Below are 20111 nucleotides of genomic sequence, written 5' to 3' on the forward strand. Positions count from 1 at the left end.
CAGGTTTTAATGGCCTGGCGGCGGATTTTCCAGTACGGCGACGATTGAGACAGTTCCGATAAATCATGAATAGCGAGGATGCGGATGACGGTTTTGGTGACAGGCGGTGCCGGCTATATCGGTAGCCATATGGTCTGGGAATTGCTGGACACGGGCGACAGCGTCGTCGTCCTCGACCGGCTTTCTACCGGCTTTGAATGGGCGGTGGCCCCGGAAGCAAAGCTCGTCGTCGGCGACGTCGCCGACAGGGAACTGGTCGCTTCGATCATTCGCGACAATAAGATCGACGCGATCATCCATTTCGCCGGCTCGATCGTGGTCCCCGAATCGGTCGCTGACCCGCTTGCCTATTACGAGAACAACACCTGCAAGACGCGCACCTTGATCGAGACCGCGGTGCGCGAAGGCGTGCCCAATTTCATCTTTTCCTCGACCGCCGCCGTCTATGGCGGCGCCGGCCTGGAGCCGGTGCGCGAGGATGCCCGGCTTGCGCCGGAATCGCCCTATGGCCTGTCCAAGCTGATGAGTGAATGGATGCTGCGCGACGCGGCGATTGCCCATGGGTTGCGCTATACGGCGCTGCGCTATTTCAACGTCGCCGGCGCCGATCCGAAGGGCCGCACCGGCCAGTCGACGCCCGGTGCCACGCATCTGATCAAGGTCGCTTGCGAGACGGCGCTCGGCAAGCGCCCCTTCATGCAGGTGTTCGGCACCGACTATCCGACGCCGGACGGCACCTGCATGCGCGACTATATCCACGTCAGCGACCTGGCGGCGGCGCATCGGCTGGCGCTTCAGCGGCTGCGTGCCGGCGGATCGAGCCTGGTCGCCAATTGTGGTTACAGCCACGGCTATTCGGTGCTCGAGGTCATCGACAGCGTCCGTCGCGTCTTCGGCCATGATTTCGACGTACGGATGGGCGATCGCCGCGCCGGCGACGCCGCCGCGGTCGTCGCCAATTCGGAGCTGGCGCGCGGCGAACTCGGCTGGACCCCGCAGCGCGACAACCTCGACCAGATCGTTGCCGATGCGCTTGCCTGGGAGCGCATCCTGACCAGCAAGAATTCGGCTCTGGGGTGAAGTGGGCTCTCCGCAAAGGTGGGCTCAGCGCGCTGGGGGCGGAATGAAAATCCTGGTGCTTGGGGCCGGCGTCGTCGGTACGGCGGCGGCCTATTATCTGGCCAGCGACGGCCATGAGGTGACGGTGATCGAGCGCCATCCGGCGGCGGCACGCGGCACCAGCCGGTCGAATGCCGGCCTGGTGTCGCCCGGGGATGCCACCGCCTGGGCCTCGCCAGCCGCGCTGAAGACGTTCCTGCGCGGCCTCTACAACCACGATCTCGGCATCAAGGTGCGGCTGCGCTTCGATCCGTATTTTTTCGCCTGGAGCCTCCGCTTCCTGCGCCAGTGCACGCATAAGCGCATGCGCGCCAACACCGACGTCAAGCTTCGTCTGGCGCTCTATTCGCGCGACTGCATCAACGCCGTCTCGGCCGAAACCGGCATCCACTATGACGAGCGCAAGAAAGGCATTCTCTATTTCTTCCGCTCGCAGCAGAGCTTTGATACCGGCACCGACAATTATCGTTATCTCGGCGAACACGGCCTGCCGATCGAGATCGTCGGCCGCGACCGGCTGGTCGAGCTCGAGCCCGGCCTTGCCGGCGCCAAGGACAAGATAGCCGGCGGCGTCTATTCGCCGATCGACCAGACCGGCGACTCCAGCCAATTCACGCAGAACCTCGCTGCCTATGCCGCCGAGAAACTCGGCGTCCAATTCCTCTACGGCACCACGGTCGAAGGCCTCGACATCGACGGCGATCGGGTGCGCGCCGTGATGACCTCGGCCGGCCCGGTGGCCGGTGACGCAGTGGTCATTTCCATGGGGCCGGAGAGCGGTCTGCTCGGCCGCCGCTACGGCATCGATCTGCCCGTCTATCCCGTGAAGGGCTATACCGTGACTGTTCCGCTGGAAGATGAAAGCAAGGGGCCGATCATGGGTGGCGCCGACGAGGACCGGCTGATCGGCTATTCCAGGCTGGGAAATCGGCTGCGGATGTCCTCGACGGCGGAGTTCACCGGGTTCGACCGCACGTTCAAGCCACGCGATTTCAACTCGATCCTGAACACCGCCAAGGACCTGTTCCCCGGCGCTTTCGACGAGAGCAAGGCCGAGCTCTGGGCTGGACTTCGCCCGATGATGCCGAACTCTGTGCCGGTCATCGGCCGGGCGCGGTACGACAATCTCTACCTCGACACCGGCCACGGTCATCTCGGCTGGACCATGGCCTGCGGCTCGGGAAAGTTCCTTGCCGACATAGTTGCCGGCCGCAAGCCGGAGATCGATCCGCAAGGATTGTTCTATGTGGGCTAGGCATCTCCGGACATCAGGGCGCCATGAGCTCGGCGGTCAGGCTCGTTCGTCGACCGCCGAACGCCAGGAGCGCACGTAACTTGTCCAGAATGGATCGGCCGACGGTTCGGTCCTTTCGCCTCTGCCTTGCGGTGTCCCCTGGTCCGATGCCAGCAAGGCGGCGCCGATGCTGGTACCAGTCGCAGCCTCGGAGGCAATGACGGCGCGCGCCGCCGCCGCAGCCAGCATGCGGGTGAACAGCCGGTTGCGGGCGAAGGGTCCTTCGACGATGGTTGGACCGTCCGCGCCGATCAGGTCGAGGCAGGTCGCGGTCATCAGCGCCAGGTAGAACGAGATGGTGACAAAGCGCTGGCCGACGCTCATACCGTCCGCGTTAAGCCATGATGCGGTATGATGCGGAAACGGGCCCGAACCCTGTTGGGTCGAGGGCAACAGGGACGTCTTGCGCGCCAGCACCGTGGCAACATCGTCTTCCGTCCAGTTCTCCGATTGGCCCTCGGTCAGCACGGAAAACTCGCGGCCACCCATGAAGCGCGCCGACGGCACGGGATCGCCGAGCGCGTTGACATTGACCAGCGTATCGCGGGCCGGGTCGAGCGCGATCTTGTTGCCGCCAACCGCCATCGACACCACCCAGGTGCCGGTCGAGACCACGGAGAAAGGCGGTCGGTCGGACAGGAGATGTGGCAGCAGCGAGGCGTTGGAATCGTGCAGGCCGCAAAACACCGGCGTTTGCGGGTCGAGCCCGGTCCGTGTCGCAAGCGCGGGCAGGATCGGCCCGAGGCGGTCCCTGGCCTGCCGCACCGGCGCCATTAGCCGGCGCCATTGCAGCCGGTCGACCAGCGACGAAAAATCCGCTTTCCACGGGTTCCACAGATCGGTGTGGCAGCCGAGCGAAGTCACCTCGCTGGCGGCGACGCCGGTCAGGCGCAAGGCCCAGTATTGCGGATACATCAGGATCGCGGCGGTTCTGGCGAAATCCGCCGGAAAGCGCTTCTGCTGCCAGAACAGCTGCGCGCCGAGATTGAGGCCGGCCGGCAGGCGCGGCGTGCCGGTCTCGGAGAACGCCGGACGGATCGTGTCATAGTCCCCGGCAAAGGCATCCGGACCATCGAATTCGTAGTCGAGCACCGGCAGCGCCAGTTCGCCTGATGCGTCGACCAGCACGGACGTTGCGCCATGGGTGGTGATCGATATCGCATCGATGCGCTGCTCGCGGTCGATCTCGGCCAGGCTGCCAAGGATAAACGCCCATAACCGCTCGACGTCATGGTGCGGGTATGGGCCTTGCCGAACCGGCTCGTTCACCATCCTGCGCAGCGCGACTTCGCTTGCTGCGGCAAGATCGACCAGCGCCACCTTGGCGTTGGTCTTGCCGATATCGATGACGGCGACGTGGCGGGTCATTCCATATGGAACATTGTTTCCAGCGGCACCGCCACCGGCTCGTTGTTCGGCTTGGTCTCCATGATGTCCGCCACCTCGGCCCACCAACGCTGCATCACCGGATGCTTCGGCAATTCGTCCATGCCGTGGTCGTCACGGCGCCACAGCACGCCGAACAAGGTGTTGGTCTCTTCGTCGAGATGGATCGAGTAATCGGAGATACCGGCCTGCTTGAGCAGCGCGACCAGCGACGGCCAGATGTCGTCGTGGCGCTTCTTGTATTCGGCCTTCATGCCCGGATTGAGCTTCATCTTGAACGCGTATTTCTCCGGCATCAGGCAAAGCGCTCCCGCCGTACTCGCCGCCACAGGATCGGCAGCGCGATGACGATGATCAGCAGCAGGCCGATGAAGATCGACATAACGATCCCTGGCACATTGAGCAGGCCGAGGCCGAAGGTCACCAGCCCCATGATGAAGGCCGCGAGCACCACGCCCACTATGCTGCCGGCCCCGCCCAGGATGCTGACGCCACCAAGCACCACCATGGTGATGACTTCCAGCTCGTAGCCCTGCGCGATCGACGGCCGGGTCGAGCCGAGCCGCGATGTGATCAGCACTGAGGCGATGCCCGCCATCAGGCCGGTCAGGCAAAACAGGATGAATTTGATACGGCCGACGCGTACGCCGGAAAACTGCGCCGCGACCGGGTTGTTACCGATGGCAAAGACCCGGCGGCCGAAGCTCGTCCGGTGCAGAAGGAACCAGTAGACGACTGCCGCGACCAGGAAAAGCGTCAGTTCGAACGACACCACCCACCAGACATAGCCCTGGCCGAAGAAGGCGAAGCTCGCGGGATAGCCCTTGTAGGCCTGGTCGCCGAGGATGATGAAGGCAATGCCGCGAAACAGGCTCATCGTGCCGATGGTGACGACGATCGACGGCAAGCCGAGCCTGGTGACGAGCAGTCCGTTGAAGGCGCCGCAGCCGAGCCCGACGACGAGGCCGATTGCCACCAGTTCAGGCATGCCGGCGCCGGCCTGCACCGCCATGCCCATCATTGTTGAAGCCAGCGCGATGATGGCGGCCACCGACAGGTCGATTTCGCCGGAGATGATCAGCAGCGCCATGGCCAGCGCGATCAGCGCCTTTTCCGTGAAGTTGAAGGTCAGGTCCGACAACGACCACGCGTCGAGGAAATAGGGCGAGGCAAAGCTGTTGACGGCAAAGATGGCAACCGCCACGACGACCAGCAGCGCCTCCCATGAGAAGATCGCCGACGTCAACGGCTTGTCGAGCCGGTCGGGAATGTGGCGTGGGGCAGGGGTGTCGGTCATGCCGCTTCCGCCTTTTTGAGAATGATGCGGCCTTGCCGGCGTTCGCCGCGCGCGTTGAGCACCACGGCCAGGATGATGGCGCTGCCTGAAATCGCCATCTGCCAGAAAGGTGAGATGTTGATCACCGGCAGCGCGTTGGAGATGATGCCGAGGAACAGCGCGCCGAGCACCGCGCCGCCGACCGAACCGATGCCGCCGGCGATCGAGATGCCGCCGATGACGCAGGCGGCGATGATGTTGAGCTCATAGCCGTTGGCGACCTCGACCGAGGCGATGACGTAGCGCGAAATCCACAGATAGCCGCAGAGGCCGCCGATCATCCCCGAGATGCAGAAGACGATGAATTTCGTCCGTCCGACATCGATGCCGGCATAGACCGATGCGGTCGGGTTGACGCCGATGGCATAGATCGAGCGGCCGAGCGCGGTGCGCGTCATCACGAGGAAGAACAGCGCAATAACCAGCAGGGCGATCCACGACAGTACCGGAATGCCGAGGAAAGCCGCGCGCTGCAGGCCGATGAACTCAGCGCTCATCTGGTCGGCGTTGACCCAGGCGCCGCCTGAAATGACGAACGTGGCGCCGCGGTAGATGGTGAGGGAGCCGAGCGTTACCACGATCGAGGGAATGTTCAGCCGCCATACCAGCAGGCCGTTGATGGCGCCGAGCACCAGGCCGACCAGCAATGCGATGACGATTAGCAGCGGGATCGGGATCGCCGGATGCGCGGCGTTCAGCATTGCCACCACCATGCCGGTGAAGCAGAGATTTGAAGCCATCGACAGGTCGATCGAGCGGGTCAGGATGACGACCATCTGGCCGAGCGCCAGGATCATCAGGATCGACGTGTCGTTGAACACCTGGCGCAGGTTGGCCGGATCGGCAAAACCTGGAAACCGCGTGGAGATCAGCCCGATCAGCACGACGATTGCCGCCAGCAGCCAGACCTCGCGGTGTTTGAGAAGAGCCTTCATGCCGCGATCCCCGCTGCCGTCCTGACCAAGGTTTCGGCGTCGAGCCCTTTATTGTCGTAGACCGCGGCAATGCGGCCCTCGCGCATAACGACGACGCGGTCCGACATGCCGAGGATTTCCGGCAATTCGGACGACACCATGATCACCGACAGGCCTTGCGCGACGAGCTCGGCCATGAAGCCGTGCACGGCCGCCTTCGAGCCGATGTCGATGCCCTTGGTCGGCTCGTCCAGGATGATCACCTTGGGCGCGGTCGCCAGCCATTTGGCGATGACGATCTTCTGCTGGTTGCCGCCCGACAGCGTGCCGACGTCCTGGCTGAGCGAGGAGGCGCGCAGATCGAGCCGCTCGGTGTAGGAGCGGGCCAGCGCGAACTCTTCGGCCAGCCGCAATATGCCGGACTTGGATGTCCGTTTGAGCGAGGGCAGCGAGACATTCTGGAAGATCGGCAGGCCGATCACCACGCCTTGCTTGCCGCGCTCCTCCGGCACATAGACGATGCCGGCGTCGATCGAATCCGCCGCCGATTTCGGCGCGATTGCCTTACCCTCCAGCGTGATCGTGCCGCCGCTGGTGCGGGTGATGCCTGATATCGCCTGCATCACCTCGCTGCGCCCGGCGCCGACAAGGCCGTAGAAGCCGAGGATTTCGCCCCTGTGCAGCTCGAAGCCTATGTCGTCGAACTCGGTCGGGTGCGACAGGCCGGAGACGGCCAGCACCGGCGCGCCGATCTCGGCCTTGCGCTGCGGAAAGATGTGATCGACCGAGCGGCCGACCATCATGCGCACGATCTGGCTCTGGCCGGCGTCCTTGATCAGGCCTTCGCCGACCATCTCGCCGTCGCGGAACACGGTATAGCGGTCGGCGATGCGGTAGATCTCATCGAATTTGTGGCTGATGAACAGGATCGCCTTGCCGTCGCTCTTGAGGAATTCGATCAGCAGGAAAAGCTCTTCGATCTCCTTCATCGAAAGCGCTGCCGTTGGCTCGTCCATGATGACGATCCGCGCGTCGATGGACATGGCGCGGGCAACCGCGACTAGGTGCTTGTTGGCAATGCCGAGGTCCTTCAGCCTGGCGTCGGCGTCGATATGGCCGGCGCCCATCGTGTCGAGCACCTCGCGGGCATTCTTGCGCATGGTGCGCCAGTCGATGGTTTTGAAACGCGTGCGCGGCGCATGGCCGAGGAAGATGTTTTCGGCCACCGTCAGGTCGTCGAACAGCACGGTTTCCTGGTGGATGGCGGTGATGCCGTGCCCGAACGCGGCGTGGGCGCTGGGCAGTGTGACCGGCTGGCCGTCGATGCTGATCGTGCCAGCATCCGGCTGGTAGATGCCGGTCATGATCTTGACCAGCGTCGACTTGCCGGCGCCGTTTTCGCCGATCAGCGCGGTTACCTGGCCGGGATAGAGCGACAGGCCGACATTGTGCAGCGCCCGCACGCCGGGAAAGCTTTTCGAGATGCCGGACAGCGTCAGGCGCGGTCCGGATGACAAAGGCGCTTCATGTGCCACTTCGTGCTGGGCTGTCGTGTCCATAATCGTATCAAGCCCTGTAGCAAGGTTCGTTTGAAAGCGCGGCGGGACCTGAGCCCCGCCGCACCGTTTCGAAGGTCCCAGGATCAATAGATCTTGGAGAACTTTTCGATGTTCGACTTGTCGAACTGGAAGGGCGGAGCCATCGCAGCCGAGTTGGTGTCGTCGAGCGTGACCTTGCCGACGCGGCCGATCGACAGCGTAGCACCGGGCTTGGCCTCTTCCTTCTTCACCGCCAGATCGTGGGCGAGGTAGACGGCGGAGTAGCCGAGGTCGATCGGGTTCCACAGCGCAACCGCCTGGCTGGCGCCATTGTCGATGAACTTTTTGAACTCCGACGGCAGCGCCAGGCCGGTGACGTTGACCTTGCCGATCAGGCCTTCATCGGTCACCACCTGCGCGGCGGCAACGACGCCGACCGTGGTCGGTGCGATGATCGCCTTGAGGTTCGGATAGGACTTCAGCAGGCCCTTGGCTTCGTCCGTGCTCTTGGCCGAGTCGTCGTCGCCATAGACGGTGGCGACGAGCTTAATCTTGGGGAACTTCTCCGGCAGCACCTTCTTGGCCGCGTCGATCCAGGCATTCTGGTTGGTCGCGGTCGAAGAAGCCGACAGGATGGCGACATCGCCGCCTTCCGGCAGGTAGTCGGCGGCCAGCTTGATGATGGTCTCGCCGATCAGGTTGGTATCGGAGGGGTTGAGGTGAAGCTGGCGTCCTTCCGGCGCGACGCCCGAATCCCACGAGATGACGGTAATGCCGCGCTGCATCGCCTTCTTCAGCACTGGCACCAGCGCGTCGGCGTCGTTCGCCGAAATGGCGATGGCATCGACCTTCTGGGCGATCAGCGAATTGACCACTTCGATCTGCGCTTCGGCGGTCGCCTTGGTCGGGCCGGTGTAGATGATGTCGACATCGCCGAGCTCCTTGGCCGCCTCTTCGGCGCCCTTGTTGGCGGCGTCGAAGAAGCCGTTGCCGAGCGACTTCACCACCAGCGCGATCTTGACGTTTTCGGCATAGGCGGCATTCACGAACATGGCGGCGGAGAACGCCGCCGTAACCATCAGTTTCTTCAGAAAGCTCATCGAATATCCTCCCTTGAGCGTTGCATTCCATCGCCGCTGCGGGCGCGAGTGGTTCTCAGGCCTGCAGCGAAGATTCTTCCTTGTTGGTTGCCGTTGTGCGGGCGATGATCAGCGTCACGCCGGCGGTCTCCAGCATCTTGGCTTCGCGATCCTCGATGGCGTCGTCGGTGATCACCGTGGCGATGCGCGACAGGCCGCACAGGATCAGGCTCGAGCGTTTGCGGAACTTCGAGGAATCGACCAGCACCACCAATTCGTCTGCCTGGTCGATCAGTTTCTGCTCGGCCTGGATCAGCAGCGGGTCGCCTTCCATAAGACCGAGCGGCCCCAGCCCTTGCGCGCCCATGAACATGCGGCGCGCGTAGAAATTGCGCGTCACGTCATTGTCGAACGGCGACAGGATGATGTTCTGCTCGCGGTAGATGGTGCCGCCCGACAGCATCACCGTGTTCTTTGAGTGCCTGAGCAAGTGCTCCGCGATCGGGAAGGAATTGGTGAAGATCGGCATGCGGCGGCCGGTCAGGAAATGCACCATCTGGAAGGTGGTGGTGCCGCCATTGATGATGATCGGCTCGCCGTCCTTGCACAGTTCGACGGCTTCCCGCGCGATTGCCCGCTTCTGCGAAGCGTTGATGGTCTCGTTGACGGAAAAGGGCCGGCCGGCAAGGCCGATGAACTGCGGCGGCGAAAGCGCCTCGGCGCCGCCGCGCACCCGGCGCAGCCGTTTTTGCACATGCAATGCCGCGATGTCGCGCCGGATCGTCGCCTCCGACGACTCCGTCAGGTCGACCATCTCCTGCACCGTCACCACAGGCTTTTCCTGGACGGCGGACAGAATGATCCTGTGGCGCTCTTTCTCGTGCATGGTTCCTCCCTGCCGGAGCATCTAGTCACCCAAAGCGCGCAGTGTCAATCATTTCCGATCAGATAATTTCATTGTGCAATGCAATATGACTGATATTGATCGTTTGTGATTGACAAGGCCGCCGCTTGCGTAGAAATTCGTACAAAAGGGACCCGCGCCGTTTGCGTGTCCCAAAGGGAGGATACCTATGCTCGACAAGCGCTCCGGCACGCGCCTCGCCAATCTTTGGGATGACGCAAAAGCGCAAGCAATGAGCGAGCCCGAACGTCTGGTCTATCGCTCGAATGTTCTTGGCTCCGACAAGCGCGTCACCAATTATGGCGGCGGCAACACCTCCTCCAAGATCTGGCAAAACGATCCGCTCACCGGCGAGAGCGTGGAAGTGCTGTGGGTCAAGGGCTCGGGCGGCGACAGCGCCTCGATCAAGCTCGACGGCTTCGCCACGCTCTACATGGACAAATTGCGCGCGCTGAAAGGTCTCTATCGCGGCCTCGAACATGAAGACGAGATGGTCGGCTATCTGCCCCATTGCACCTTCAACCTCAACCCGCGCGCGGCTTCCATCGACACGCCGCTGCATGCCTTCGTGCCGAAGCCTTATGTCGACCATATGCATCCCGATGCCATCATCGCCATTGCCGCCGCCAAGGATTCGCAGGCGCTGACCAAGGAGATCTTCGGCGACACGATCGGCTGGCTGCCATGGAAACGTCCGGGCTTCGAGCTCGGCCTGTGGCTGGAGAAATTCTGCCGCGAAAACCCCGAAGCCAAGGGTGTCGTACTGGCCAGTCATGGCCTGTTCAGCTGGGGCGACACGCCGAAGGAATGCTACGAGACGACGATCTCGGTGATCAACCAGGCGATCGACTGGTTCGAGCGCAAGAGCCAGGGCAAGCCGATTTTCGGCGGCGAAGTCGTCAAATCCCTCGATGCGCCTGCGCGTCGCGCCGCGGCCGCAAAACTGATGCCGAGGATCCGTGGCCTGATCTCGGAGAACAGCCACAAGCTCGGCCATTTCGACGATTCCCCTGCCGTGCTCGAATTCGTCAATTCCAGGGATTTGCGGCCGCTGGCGGCACTCGGCACGTCCTGCCCGGACCACTTCCTGCGAACCAAGATCCGACCGCTGGTCATCGAGTTCGACCCCCAAAATCCCGACGTCGATGCCGTCATTGCCCGTCTTGCCGATGATGTGGCGGAGTATCGCGTCGGCTACCGGGCCTATTATGACCGCTGCAAGCACGCGGATTCGCCACCGGTGCGCGATCCGAACGCCGTCGTCTATCTGATGCCCGGCGTTGGCATGTTCACCTTCGCCGGCGACAAGGCGACGGCGCGCATATCGGGCGAGTTCTACGTCAACGCCATCAACGTCATGCGCGGTGCCTCGACGGTCTCGACCTATGTCGGCCTGCCCGACCAGGAAGCCTTCGACATCGAATACTGGCTGCTCGAAGAGGCAAAGCTGCAGCGCCTGCCGAAACCAAAGGCTCTTGCCGGCCAGATTGCGCTGGTCACCGGCGGCGCCGGCGGCATTGGCCGGGCCACCGCCAACCGGCTGCTGCGCGAGGGCGCGTGCGTCGTGCTGGCCGATATCGACGAAGCAGCCCTTGCCGGCGCCAATGACGAGCTTGCCAAGGCCTATGGCAAGGATTTCGTGCGGCCGGTAGTCATCAACGTCACGTCCGAGGATCAGGTGATCTCCGGCTTTGCCGAAACGGCGGTCGAATTCGGCGGCATCGATATTCTGGTCTCCAATGCCGGCCTGGCCTCCTCGGCGCCGATCGAGGACACCACGCTGACGCTGTGGAACAAGAACATGGACATCCTGTCGACCGGCTATTTCCTGGTTTCGCGGGAGGCGTTCCGGCTGTTTCGGGCGCAGAAGATCGGCGGCAACGTCGTCTTCGTCGCCTCCAAGAATGGGCTTGCCGCATCGCCAAACGCCGCCGCCTATTGCACTGCCAAGGCCGCCGAAATCCATCTGGCACGCTGCCTGGCGCTGGAAGGCGCGGAAGCGCAGATCAGGGTCAATGTCGTCAACCCCGACGCCGTGCTGCGCGGCTCGAAGATCTGGAGCGGCGAATGGAAGGAACAGCGCGCCGCCGCCTACAAGATGTCGACCGACGATCTCGAGGAGCACTACCGCTCGCGTTCGATGCTGAAGCGGTCGGTGTTCCCCGAAGACATCGCCGAGGCGATCTATTTCTTCGCCTCCGATATGTCGGCCAAATCGACCGGTAACATCATCAACGTCGACGCCGGCAACGCACAGAGCTTTACGCGATAAGCAGTCGTTTGAGGGTTGGCGCCGACGCCGGAGCTTTACCCTTCTCCCCGTTACCATACGGGGAGAAGGTGCCGGCAGGCGGATGAGGGGCAGCGCCAACCGAACGCATTTGGGAGGAAACTTTAGTGTCCGAAACCATCATCTCCGCCGATGTTGTCGAGAAAGATAATGCCGCGCGCAACGCCAATCTCAAGCGCGACTACGAGTCCCTCGGCGAGCGCCTCGACCGCCGCGGCATCGCCATCGACGCCATCCGCGACAAGGTCGAGAAATTCGCCGTCGCCATCCCGTCCTGGGGCGTCGGCACCGGCGGCACCCGCTTTGCCCGCTTTCCCGGCGCCGGAGAGCCGCGTGACATTTTCGACAAGATCGAGGACTGCGCCGTCATCCGGCAATTGACGCAGGCGACGCCGACCGTCTCGCTGCATATTCCCTGGGACAAGGCCGATCCGAACCGGCTGAAGCAGGCGGCATCCCGCTTCGGCCTCGGCTTCGACGCCATCAACTCCAACACCTTCTCCGACGCCAGCGACCAAAAACTTTCCTATAAATTCGGCTCGCTGTCGCATGCCGATGCAGCAACACGCCGGCAGGCGGTCGAGCACAATCTCGAATGCATCGAGATCGGCAGGACGCTGGGCTCCAAAGCGCTGACGGTATGGATCGGTGACGGCTCGAACTTTCCCGGCCAGGTCAATTTCGCCAAGGCATTCGAGCGCTATCTCGACGCGATGAAGGAGATCTATGCCGGACTGCCGGACGGCTGGAAACTGTTCACCGAGCACAAGATGTACGAGCCGGCCTTCTATTCGACCGTCGTGCAGGATTGGGGCACCAATTACATCATCGCCAAAGAGCTTGGCGACAAGGCGTTCTGTCTGGTCGACCTCGGCCATCACGCCCCCAACGTCAACATCGAGATGATCGTGTCGCGGCTGATCCAGTTCAAGAAACTCGGCGGCTTCCATTTCAACGATTCGAAATATGGCGACGACGACCTCGACGCCGGCTCGATCGATCCCTACCGGCTGTTCCTTGTCTTCAATGAACTCGTCGATGCCGAGCTTTCAGGTGCAGAAGGGTTCGATCCGGCTCACATGCTCGACCAGAGCCACAACGTCACCGACCCGATCGAAAGCCTGATGCTGTCGGCAATTGAGGTGCAGCGCGCCTATGCTCAGGCGCTGCTGGTCGACCGCAAGGCGCTCGAAGGTTTCCAGCATGCCAATGACGCGCTGATGGCGACGCAGACGCTGAAGACAGCCTATCGCACCGACGTCGAGCCGATCCTTGCCATGGCGCGGCTGAAGACCGGCGGCGCCATCGATCCGGTCGCCGCCTACCGCGCCGCCGGCTACCGAGCGAAGGTCGCAGCCGAACGACCGGCGGTGGCGAGCGTCGGTGGCGGGATTGTTTGATATTGGTGAAAATGAAAACCCGCCACGAAGGGCGGGTCGTTGGAGCCAATTAGCACCACAGCTAGATTAGTAGCATAGCTGCCGGCACAAAGCAAGAACAAAATTGCTGTAACGTGAAAATTCTGGGAGCCGCGATGAAGCGTGGCCTTGTTTCCAACGCTGCGGCGCTCAGAAGTAACGGCATGGATCCTAGGGTCTCCGCGACGCAGCGGAGACCCTAGGATCCATGCCGTTGCAGTCGCCGAAGATTGCAACGGCGGTTGCGAGGCGAACCGGCACAGGCGTGCGAACCCTCCCGATTCTTTCGATCTTCGCAGTAGACTCAACCGCTCCAAGCGCGTTTCCTAGGCCTACCCCACGCCTCGGAGCACGGCCATGCACAACACCCGCCGAACGCTAATCGCCGTAAGCCTTTCCCTCACCCTGACCTTCGTACCCTTCCTCGCCTATGCCGCCTCGCCGCAGCCGGCGAAGGGCGAGCACGGCATGGTGGTGACCGCCCAGCATCTTGCGTCTGAGGTCGGCGTCGAGGTGCTGAAGCAGGGCGGCAACGCGGTCGATGCCGCGGTCGGGGTCGGCTATGCGCTGGCCGTGGTCTATCCGATCGCCGGCAATATCGGCGGTGGCGGCTTCATGACCATCCGCTTCAAGGACGGCCGCTCGACCTTCCTCGATTTTCGCGAGCGCGCGCCGCTGGCCGCGACCAAAACCATGTATCTCGACAAGGACGGCAAGCCGGTAAAAGGCGCCAGTCTCGACGGCTATCTGGCGGTCGGCGTGCCGGGCTCGGTCGCTGGTTTCGAGATGGCGCGGGAGAAATACGGCACGCTGTCGCGGCAGGACTTGCTGGCTCCGGCCATCCGCTTTGCCAAGGAAGGCTTCGTGCTGGAGCAGGGCGATGCGGCCTCGCTCCAGGGCGGCGCGGAGCGGTTGGCAAGGGACCCAGCGGCGGCGGCCATTTTCCTCAAGCCGGACGGCAAGCCCTATGCTGTCGGCGAGCGCCTTGTTCAGCCCGATCTCGCGGCTTCGCTTGCCGCCATTTCCGAACGCGGGGCGGATGCCTTCTACAAAGGCGCGACCGCCGACGCCATCGTCAAGGCGAGTGGCGAGAAGGGCGGCATTCTGGCCAGGGCTGATTTCGAAAGCTATGCGGTGCGCGAGCTCAAGCCGGTGACCTGCAATTATCGCGGCTACGAGATCATTTCCTCGCCGCCGCCGAGCTCCGGCGGCGTCATCATCTGCGAGATCCTCAACGTGCTTGAGTTCTATCCGTTGTCCTATCTCGGCGCCGGTTCGGCCGAGACGGTTCACGTCATGGTCGAGGCGATGCGCCACGCCTATGTCGACCGCAATTCGGCGCTCGGCGATCCCGGTTTCATCGACAATCCGGTCGCAAAACTGCTCGACAAGAATTACGCCAGGGAAATTCGCGAAAAGATCGATCCGTTCCGGGCCGGCGTCTCGCAGGAATTGATGCCGAAGGGTTTTGGCGAGAGCAACGAGACGACGCATTTTTCGATCATCGACAATGATGGCAATGCCGTCGCGGTAACCTACACGCTGAACGGCTCTTTCGGCGCCGGCGTTGTCGCCGCCGGCACCGGCATCCTGCTCAACAACGAGATGGACGATTTCACCCAGAAACCCGGCGTGCCCAATCTCTATGGCCTGGTCCAGGGCGAGGCGAATGCGATTGAGCCGAAAAAGACGCCGCTGTCGTCGATGAGCCCGACCATCCTCGCCAAAGACGGCAAGCCGTTCATGGTCATCGGCAGCCCCGGCGGTTCACGCATCATCACCATCACGCTGGAGGCGATCGTCAACGTCGTCGACCACGGTATGAACATCCAGGAGGCCATCGACGCGCCGCGCATCCATCACCAATGGTTGCCCGACACGGTCTATATCGAACCTTTCGGCCTGTCGCCCGATACCGAAAAGCTGCTTACCGGCATGGGCTACCGCCTCGATCTTGCCGACACGACCTGGGGCCAGGCGGCCGGCATCCTGGTCGGCGGCAAGAGCCTGGCGGAAATCGAGAAGGGTGGCGGCGCCCGCTACAATGGCGCCATCGACAGCCGCGCCGCAGCCGGCAAGGCTATCGGGTATTAGACCCCAAAAGTGGGAATCGGTTTTTCGGATAAGATCATGGTCAACAATAAGATTTCGCTCTGAATCAGGTGACCAGCGCGATCGTGGACGCTATCAGCATCAGCGCCGCGATGCCGACGAACAGGGCGTAAATGCGTGGCCGGTCGAGCAGAAGCGCATTGCCGGATATCCATGCCGCGGTGGCGCCACCAAGCGCGAAAAAGAAGGTGCTGCGGCGCCCGAAGCTCAAGCCGGCAGCCATCAGGCCACCGATGATCAGGGCGCCGAACACGATGATCACGGCGACTGCGTATTTCTCGAAATCGTTGCTGCCGGCGCTCGGGCCGATTGCGTTCAACCTCGACAGATCGTCCGGATCGAACGGGCTGGTCGACCCATATTCGTCTTGACCGACAGGCTCATGCATTATTCGTTCTCCGCAAACCGACAGCAAATCATCAAGCCTCGCCGAGCGCAACCGCTCGCCGAATGTGATCGGCACGGTGTTCAACACTTTCTGGCGGCGGCTTGCCAGAGATTTTTGAATTCGCGCTTGGATCGCCGCCCCGCTGCGCGGCCTGGTCAAGCGCCTTGCCCGAGCTGAACCTTCATGCCGCCCTGGCCAAGGACTGCGTTGCCTGAACGGAAGCCCCAAGCACCGCCTGTGCGCTGTCTGCCTGCCTTTCATCGACATGCGCCAGCACCAGGATCACACCTTGTGCGGCATCTGGCTTGCCTGGCTGCTTGCCGATATCGGACAATGCGCCGAAAAGTCTGCCGGCAACGCAGCCCAAGGCTGCACCGACGAGGGCCGATGCCAGCCATCCCGCGCCGAGGGGATCGATGCCGGGGATATCGAAGGCGCCGAGGCCGGCCAACAAACCCGCCGCGCCAAGGGCGGCACCGGTGCCTGGACCGCGCAAGACGGCGCCGATTTCGTCGTCGTAGGGTCCGATGATACTGATCTGGTGGCGCGCAATTCCTGCCGCCTGAAGTGCTTCGACGGCTCGCGCCGCCTGGTCATGGGAATCAAAAAGTCTGCTGATTGTTCGCATTGAAACTGCCTGTGAGGCCCCCCGGCCCTCGACGGTGCGGCGGGTTCCTGCTGAGCGACGACGCCGAGGAACCGCCTAACGCATACGTCGCCCGCCGCGCATTTCCGAGCGGCGGGCGACGACTGCCCGAGCTTTCACGTCACTCGATGATCTTGACGATCTTGCGCGTGCCTGGGTCGACGACGACGGTGCGGTTGTCGACGACGACATAGCGGTATTTGACGTTGGGGACTTCATGAAGCTCGACGGTATCGGGGAGCGTCGAGCCGATATTGAGCTCCACCCCAGGGATTTTCACCGAGGCCAGCGGCTGCTTTTTCACATACTCCTTGATGATCGTTTCCTGCTGCGGTTCGATGACAACGTCTTGCGCCGCAGCGGCGCCGAGGCCTGCCAGCAGCAAAAATCCCGCCACCGCGGTGGAAAGATGCATTCTCATGGTCGTCTCCTTTGCGAACTCGGTCCGCTCTTCACGCCAAGGCTCACTCGAACGGAAGGCAGCTGAAAACGTTCCGTCGACGGGGCTTCGGTCCCGCCCGGCAGGGACCAACCGACGTGTTGCCGCAGGACCTAAGTCTGATCCTTGCGCGCAAAGGGTGGGTTTGCCGCGTGACCCGGAACCGTGGCGGCGCGTGGCCGTTGCTGGCTGCACGTTCCGGGAGGATTCCATGGAAAAGGTCGACGGTTGCTCGCACCGGTCCTGGCTGTTTCCATTCCGATCGAACCCGGCATCTGCGCAGCACTGTCCCTTCCTGCGCCGATAAGGGTTCGCGCGTCACTTTGTGGCGGGCGAACCCTCAAATTGCTGCGTGCACCAAAGTTGACCCCCTGAAGCGAAGAGAAGGGGCGAGGAGAGCGGAAATGGCCGATGACAAGAGCAAGCGAGACTTCAGCGACCGCAATCGCGTTTCGGCGGATGAATATTATGAGGTCGAATATTTCGCGCGGGAAAATGGTGTTTCGCCCAGCCAGGTGAGCAAGCTGATCAAAAGGACCGGCGGCGACCGGATGATCCTCTCGCAGGCGGTGAAGGCATTGCGCGAGCGCAAGTGAGCTGGCGGCGAAGCCAACGGTGGAAAGGCACTGATCGCGATCGGCCGCGATCCGGCCAGCTATCGACAACGTGCCCGGATGCCGCCGCTTCGGCCAAGCGCAATGCCCCGCTACTTCTTCGATTCCGATGAAGACGGAATTGTCTATTCCGACGATCAGGGAACGTTATATGACGATCTCCCGCTGGTCAGGAAAGAAGCCCTTCGCACACTGGCCGAGATGGCCAGGGATGGCCTTCCTCATCGCAGGATTGCAGTCAAGGTCCGGGACGACCGTGGCGGTCTGGTCCTTGAAGTGGCTTTGACCTTTGCCGTTGAAACGCGGCACTTCGACGAGCGGATTTTCCGGATCGACTTGCGCACGAACTGACGGCTCGATCATCATCGCGCCGACCATCAGATTTCTGGTGCAGCGGCATCTTCCCCTGGCGCGGAACATTAGAAATCTCTAATTGTTATCTTAAGCAGCGGGAACCTCCCAGGTTTCTGCTGCAGATCGGGTGCAACCCGATCGGCCCGCGCCCTCCGCCAGAGGCGCGGGCTTCGTTTGTTTAGCCGATGCGCAACGCCGTTCGGCAGCAGCATATTGGAGGCCTGCGGGAGCATTAGTAGTATCTGTCGCTACCGCGGCGCCCTGGCGCCCAGGCAACGGAGCCCGTCGTCCGACAGGGCGGCGGGCTTTTTGACGCGGGTCGGTCATCACGCAATCGATGAAATTCTGGCCGGCGCCGCTTCGTGTGGCATGGGGTAAGGTGCCCTGACGCAGCGCCGGCCAAGCGGAAATCAGGTCCGCCGCAGCCAGATTGTAGCCGCGCCGGCGCAGCAGGTAATTGCGTGATCGCGGAAGCCGCACCATTGCAGAGCCCTCCCCAGCAGTTCGGCCTGCCCAGCGGCTGAACCGCGGCATTCATTCATTCTGACGATGCATCGGACGCCCCGACGGCGGAAATTGGACACCGCGCTCGCTCGCGACTATGGCGGCCGGCGGTATTCCCTGCAGATTTCGGATGAAAGGCCATTCTATCCTTGTCGCGCCTGGATTCTTATCAGATCGTGGCAAGGTTTGCCTTTACGGCCGCGTTTGCCGGCGTTCTGCTGTTCGCCCTTTTGCCGGAGCAAGTCCTGCGGGGCCTTGGCCTGGCTTTCACGTTTGATCACGACAAGCTCAATCACGCCGCCGCCTTCGTCGTCCTGGCGGCTCTCGGAAGTCTCGGCTGGCCGGAACGCAAGGCGAAGCTGATCGTACTCCTCGTTCTCACGGGCGCGGCGATCGAGGGGCTTCAGGCCGTGCGACTGATAGGGCGCGACCCGGATCTATTCGACTGGGTCGCCGACTGCGCGGGAATCGCGTGCGGACTGATGGTTGCAAGCTGGACAAGGCGGCTCGCCGGTGGATTGCCATAGCTCGAAAGCGCATAACGGAATCGGCGCGCCCGTGCCCCAATAAGGGGAAAGTGGCCGGCGCCACTGGGGGGCGCGTTGGGGTAAGTTGCCTGATGGGGCGCCGGCCAGGCGGAAAAATTACGTCCGCCGCAAAGTAACATAGCAGGAACGGCAAAGCGCGGCAGTAGCGTGATCGCGGAAGGTCCGCGTTGGCGCCTCCGGTGCGGTGACCCGTTTTGGATCAACAAATCTGGCACCTGAATTGCACCGCAGGCAATGCCGGGAAATCCCGGCAATCGTCCCCGAATATGGGGCCTCGCCGCTTCGCAAATGGAGCGGCGGGCCTTTTTGCCGGACGTTGAAAAGTAGGCCGATCAGCGGCTTAGCCGATCACGGTGTGCTTAGCCCGATTTCCCCTGCCAAGTGCTTATTCTCACAAGAGAAATTCTAAAGCGCCCAAGCATCGGTGCTTGACACAGGTTTCGATAACTGGATAAGTGGATACACAGATACGCTCTGATCGGACCAGGGACATGGCAGCTGACGCAATCGAGCCGTTGGGCATCACGACCGCCGAGGAGGAGGCTTATCGCCACATTCAGCGGGCCCTGAGGATGGGGCGTTACCGGGCCGGGGACCGGCTGATCCCGGAAGAGATCGCGACGGAAATCGGCATGAGCCGCATGCCGGTTCGCGAAGCATTCCGCCAACTGGCCGCGGAAGGTCTTGTGGTCATTCGCCCGAACCGTGGCTGCATCGTCGCCGGGCTTACCCTCGATGAGATCTACGAAACCTTTGAAATACGCTCGGTGCTCGAAGGGCTGGCGGTGAGGCTTGCCATGCCGCACATCGATGCCGAAGTGCTTGAAGAACTGGAACGCCAGCTGGACCGCATGGAGCGCGCCAGCCAGACCGGCAGCAGCGACTGGGTCGTGCGCCATCAGGCCTTCCATTTGCAGATTTGCCAACTGAGCAACCGACCCAAGCTGGTCCGGCAGATTGCCAGCCTGCACGTCGTGATCGAACCCTACCTGCGCATCTGGTTCGACTATGTCGACAAGCCCGCCAGCGCGCGTGCCGAGCACGAGATCCTGATCGACGTGCTGCGGTCAGGTGACGCCGGCAAGGCTGAGATCGTCATGCGGGATCATATCGTCGAGACAGCGCCGCTTCTGGCCAACTTCGCAAGTCCCGGCCGCCGCTAGGGAATACCATCTAACTCGTTGAAGCCGGAAGATAATCCGGCACGACGAAAGGGAACTGCCGTACC

General features: G+C 62.6%; 19 protein-coding genes. 9 read left to right on the forward strand and 10 right to left on the reverse strand.

Annotated features, from left to right (window positions below; all coding sequences use genetic code 11):
• The first annotated feature begins 84 nt into the window (after positions 1–84).
• Positions 85–1080, forward strand: a complete 996-nt coding sequence (galE, locus tag NKH99_RS21715; protein ID WP_352613928.1) for a UDP-glucose 4-epimerase GalE — start codon at positions 85–87, stop codon at positions 1078–1080.
• Positions 1081–1123: 43 nt separating this feature from the next.
• Positions 1124–2374: a D-amino acid dehydrogenase gene (locus NKH99_RS21720; RefSeq protein WP_353015453.1), complete on the forward strand. Its 1251-nt coding sequence runs from the start codon at positions 1124–1126 to the stop codon at positions 2372–2374.
• 36 nt (positions 2375–2410) lie between these two features.
• Here the strand turns inward: NKH99_RS21720 and NKH99_RS21725 are convergent, their stop codons facing one another.
• The 7 genes from NKH99_RS21725 to NKH99_RS21755 all read right to left on the reverse strand — a co-directional run bounded on the left by NKH99_RS21725 (position 2411) and on the right by NKH99_RS21755 (position 9552).
• Complete coding sequence (locus tag NKH99_RS21725; protein ID WP_353015455.1) at positions 2411–3781, reverse strand: FGGY-family carbohydrate kinase; 1371 nt, start codon at positions 3779–3781, stop codon at positions 2411–2413.
• The gene (gene rhaM / locus NKH99_RS21730; protein ID WP_353015458.1) at positions 3778–4095 is read right to left on the reverse strand and encodes an L-rhamnose mutarotase; all 318 of its coding nucleotides are present in this window, start codon (positions 4093–4095) and stop codon (positions 3778–3780) included. The genes NKH99_RS21725 and rhaM overlap by 4 nt, the downstream gene beginning before the upstream one ends.
• The gene (locus NKH99_RS21735; protein ID WP_352541322.1) at positions 4095–5096 is read right to left on the reverse strand and encodes an ABC transporter permease; all 1002 of its coding nucleotides are present in this window, start codon (positions 5094–5096) and stop codon (positions 4095–4097) included. Before NKH99_RS21735 ends, rhaM begins: the two co-directional genes overlap by 1 nt.
• Positions 5093–6070 (reverse strand): ABC transporter permease, encoded by a 978-nt coding sequence (locus tag NKH99_RS21740; RefSeq protein WP_352851869.1) that lies wholly within the window; start codon positions 6068–6070, stop codon positions 5093–5095. Before NKH99_RS21740 ends, NKH99_RS21735 begins: the two co-directional genes overlap by 4 nt.
• A complete protein-coding gene (locus tag NKH99_RS21745; RefSeq protein ID WP_352488251.1) occupies positions 6067–7608 on the reverse strand; it encodes a sugar ABC transporter ATP-binding protein in 1542 nt (513 codons plus the stop codon). Before NKH99_RS21745 ends, NKH99_RS21740 begins: the two co-directional genes overlap by 4 nt.
• 83 nt (positions 7609–7691) lie before the next feature.
• Positions 7692–8687 (reverse strand): rhamnose ABC transporter substrate-binding protein, encoded by a 996-nt coding sequence (rhaS, locus tag NKH99_RS21750; RefSeq protein WP_352541324.1) that lies wholly within the window; start codon positions 8685–8687, stop codon positions 7692–7694.
• Positions 8688–8742: 55 nt separating this feature from the next.
• Positions 8743–9552 carry a DeoR/GlpR family DNA-binding transcription regulator gene (locus tag NKH99_RS21755; protein ID WP_352488252.1) on the reverse strand — a complete coding sequence of 270 codons (810 nt, stop codon included), beginning with the start codon at positions 9550–9552 and terminating at the stop codon, positions 8743–8745.
• Positions 9553–9739: 187 nt separating this feature from the next.
• Here NKH99_RS21755 and NKH99_RS21760 point away from each other — a divergent pair, with 187 nt between their 5' ends.
• The 3 genes from NKH99_RS21760 (at position 9740) to ggt (ending at position 15372) form a co-directional block, all read left to right on the forward strand.
• The gene (locus NKH99_RS21760) at positions 9740–11842 is read left to right on the forward strand and encodes a bifunctional rhamnulose-1-phosphate aldolase/short-chain dehydrogenase (protein WP_352819308.1); all 2103 of its coding nucleotides are present in this window, start codon (positions 9740–9742) and stop codon (positions 11840–11842) included.
• A 125-nt stretch (positions 11843–11967) separates the two neighbouring features.
• Positions 11968–13260, forward strand: a complete 1293-nt coding sequence (gene rhaI, locus NKH99_RS21765; RefSeq protein WP_353015461.1) for an L-rhamnose catabolism isomerase — start codon at positions 11968–11970, stop codon at positions 13258–13260.
• A 375-nt stretch (positions 13261–13635) separates the two neighbouring features.
• Complete coding sequence (ggt, locus tag NKH99_RS21770; RefSeq protein WP_353015464.1) at positions 13636–15372, forward strand: gamma-glutamyltransferase; 1737 nt, start codon at positions 13636–13638, stop codon at positions 15370–15372.
• Positions 15373–15436: 64 nt separating this feature from the next.
• Here the strand turns inward: ggt and NKH99_RS21775 are convergent, their stop codons facing one another.
• The 3 genes from NKH99_RS21775 to NKH99_RS21785 form a co-directional block, all read right to left on the reverse strand.
• A complete protein-coding gene (locus NKH99_RS21775; RefSeq protein WP_292663955.1) occupies positions 15437–15778 on the reverse strand; it encodes a hypothetical protein in 342 nt (113 codons plus the stop codon).
• 181 nt (positions 15779–15959) lie between these two features.
• Entirely contained in the window at positions 15960–16406 is a 447-nt protein-coding gene (locus NKH99_RS21780; protein ID WP_352541327.1) for a hypothetical protein, read from the reverse strand.
• Positions 16407–16545: 139 nt separating this feature from the next.
• Positions 16546–16845 carry a DUF1236 domain-containing protein gene (locus NKH99_RS21785; RefSeq protein WP_353015467.1) on the reverse strand — a complete coding sequence of 100 codons (300 nt, stop codon included), beginning with the start codon at positions 16843–16845 and terminating at the stop codon, positions 16546–16548.
• Positions 16846–17267: 422 nt separating this feature from the next.
• Between NKH99_RS21785 and NKH99_RS21790 the strand changes: the two genes are divergently transcribed.
• The 4 genes from NKH99_RS21790 (at position 17268) to NKH99_RS21805 (ending at position 20046) form a co-directional block, all read left to right on the forward strand.
• Positions 17268–17459: a DUF3606 domain-containing protein gene (locus NKH99_RS21790; RefSeq protein ID WP_023719459.1), complete on the forward strand. Its 192-nt coding sequence runs from the start codon at positions 17268–17270 to the stop codon at positions 17457–17459.
• Positions 17460–17561: 102 nt separating this feature from the next.
• A complete protein-coding gene (locus NKH99_RS21795) occupies positions 17562–17828 on the forward strand; it encodes a DUF6894 family protein (protein ID WP_352501726.1) in 267 nt (88 codons plus the stop codon).
• 656 nt (positions 17829–18484) lie between these two features.
• Positions 18485–18862: a VanZ family protein gene (locus NKH99_RS21800; protein ID WP_353015470.1), complete on the forward strand. Its 378-nt coding sequence runs from the start codon at positions 18485–18487 to the stop codon at positions 18860–18862.
• Positions 18863–19398: 536 nt separating this feature from the next.
• Positions 19399–20046: a GntR family transcriptional regulator gene (locus NKH99_RS21805; RefSeq protein ID WP_352683191.1), complete on the forward strand. Its 648-nt coding sequence runs from the start codon at positions 19399–19401 to the stop codon at positions 20044–20046.
• Positions 20047–20111: the final 65 nt, after the last annotated feature.

Source organism: Mesorhizobium sp. M0854, assembly GCF_040319815.1.
Taxonomy (GTDB): Bacteria; Pseudomonadota; Alphaproteobacteria; order Rhizobiales; family Rhizobiaceae; genus Mesorhizobium.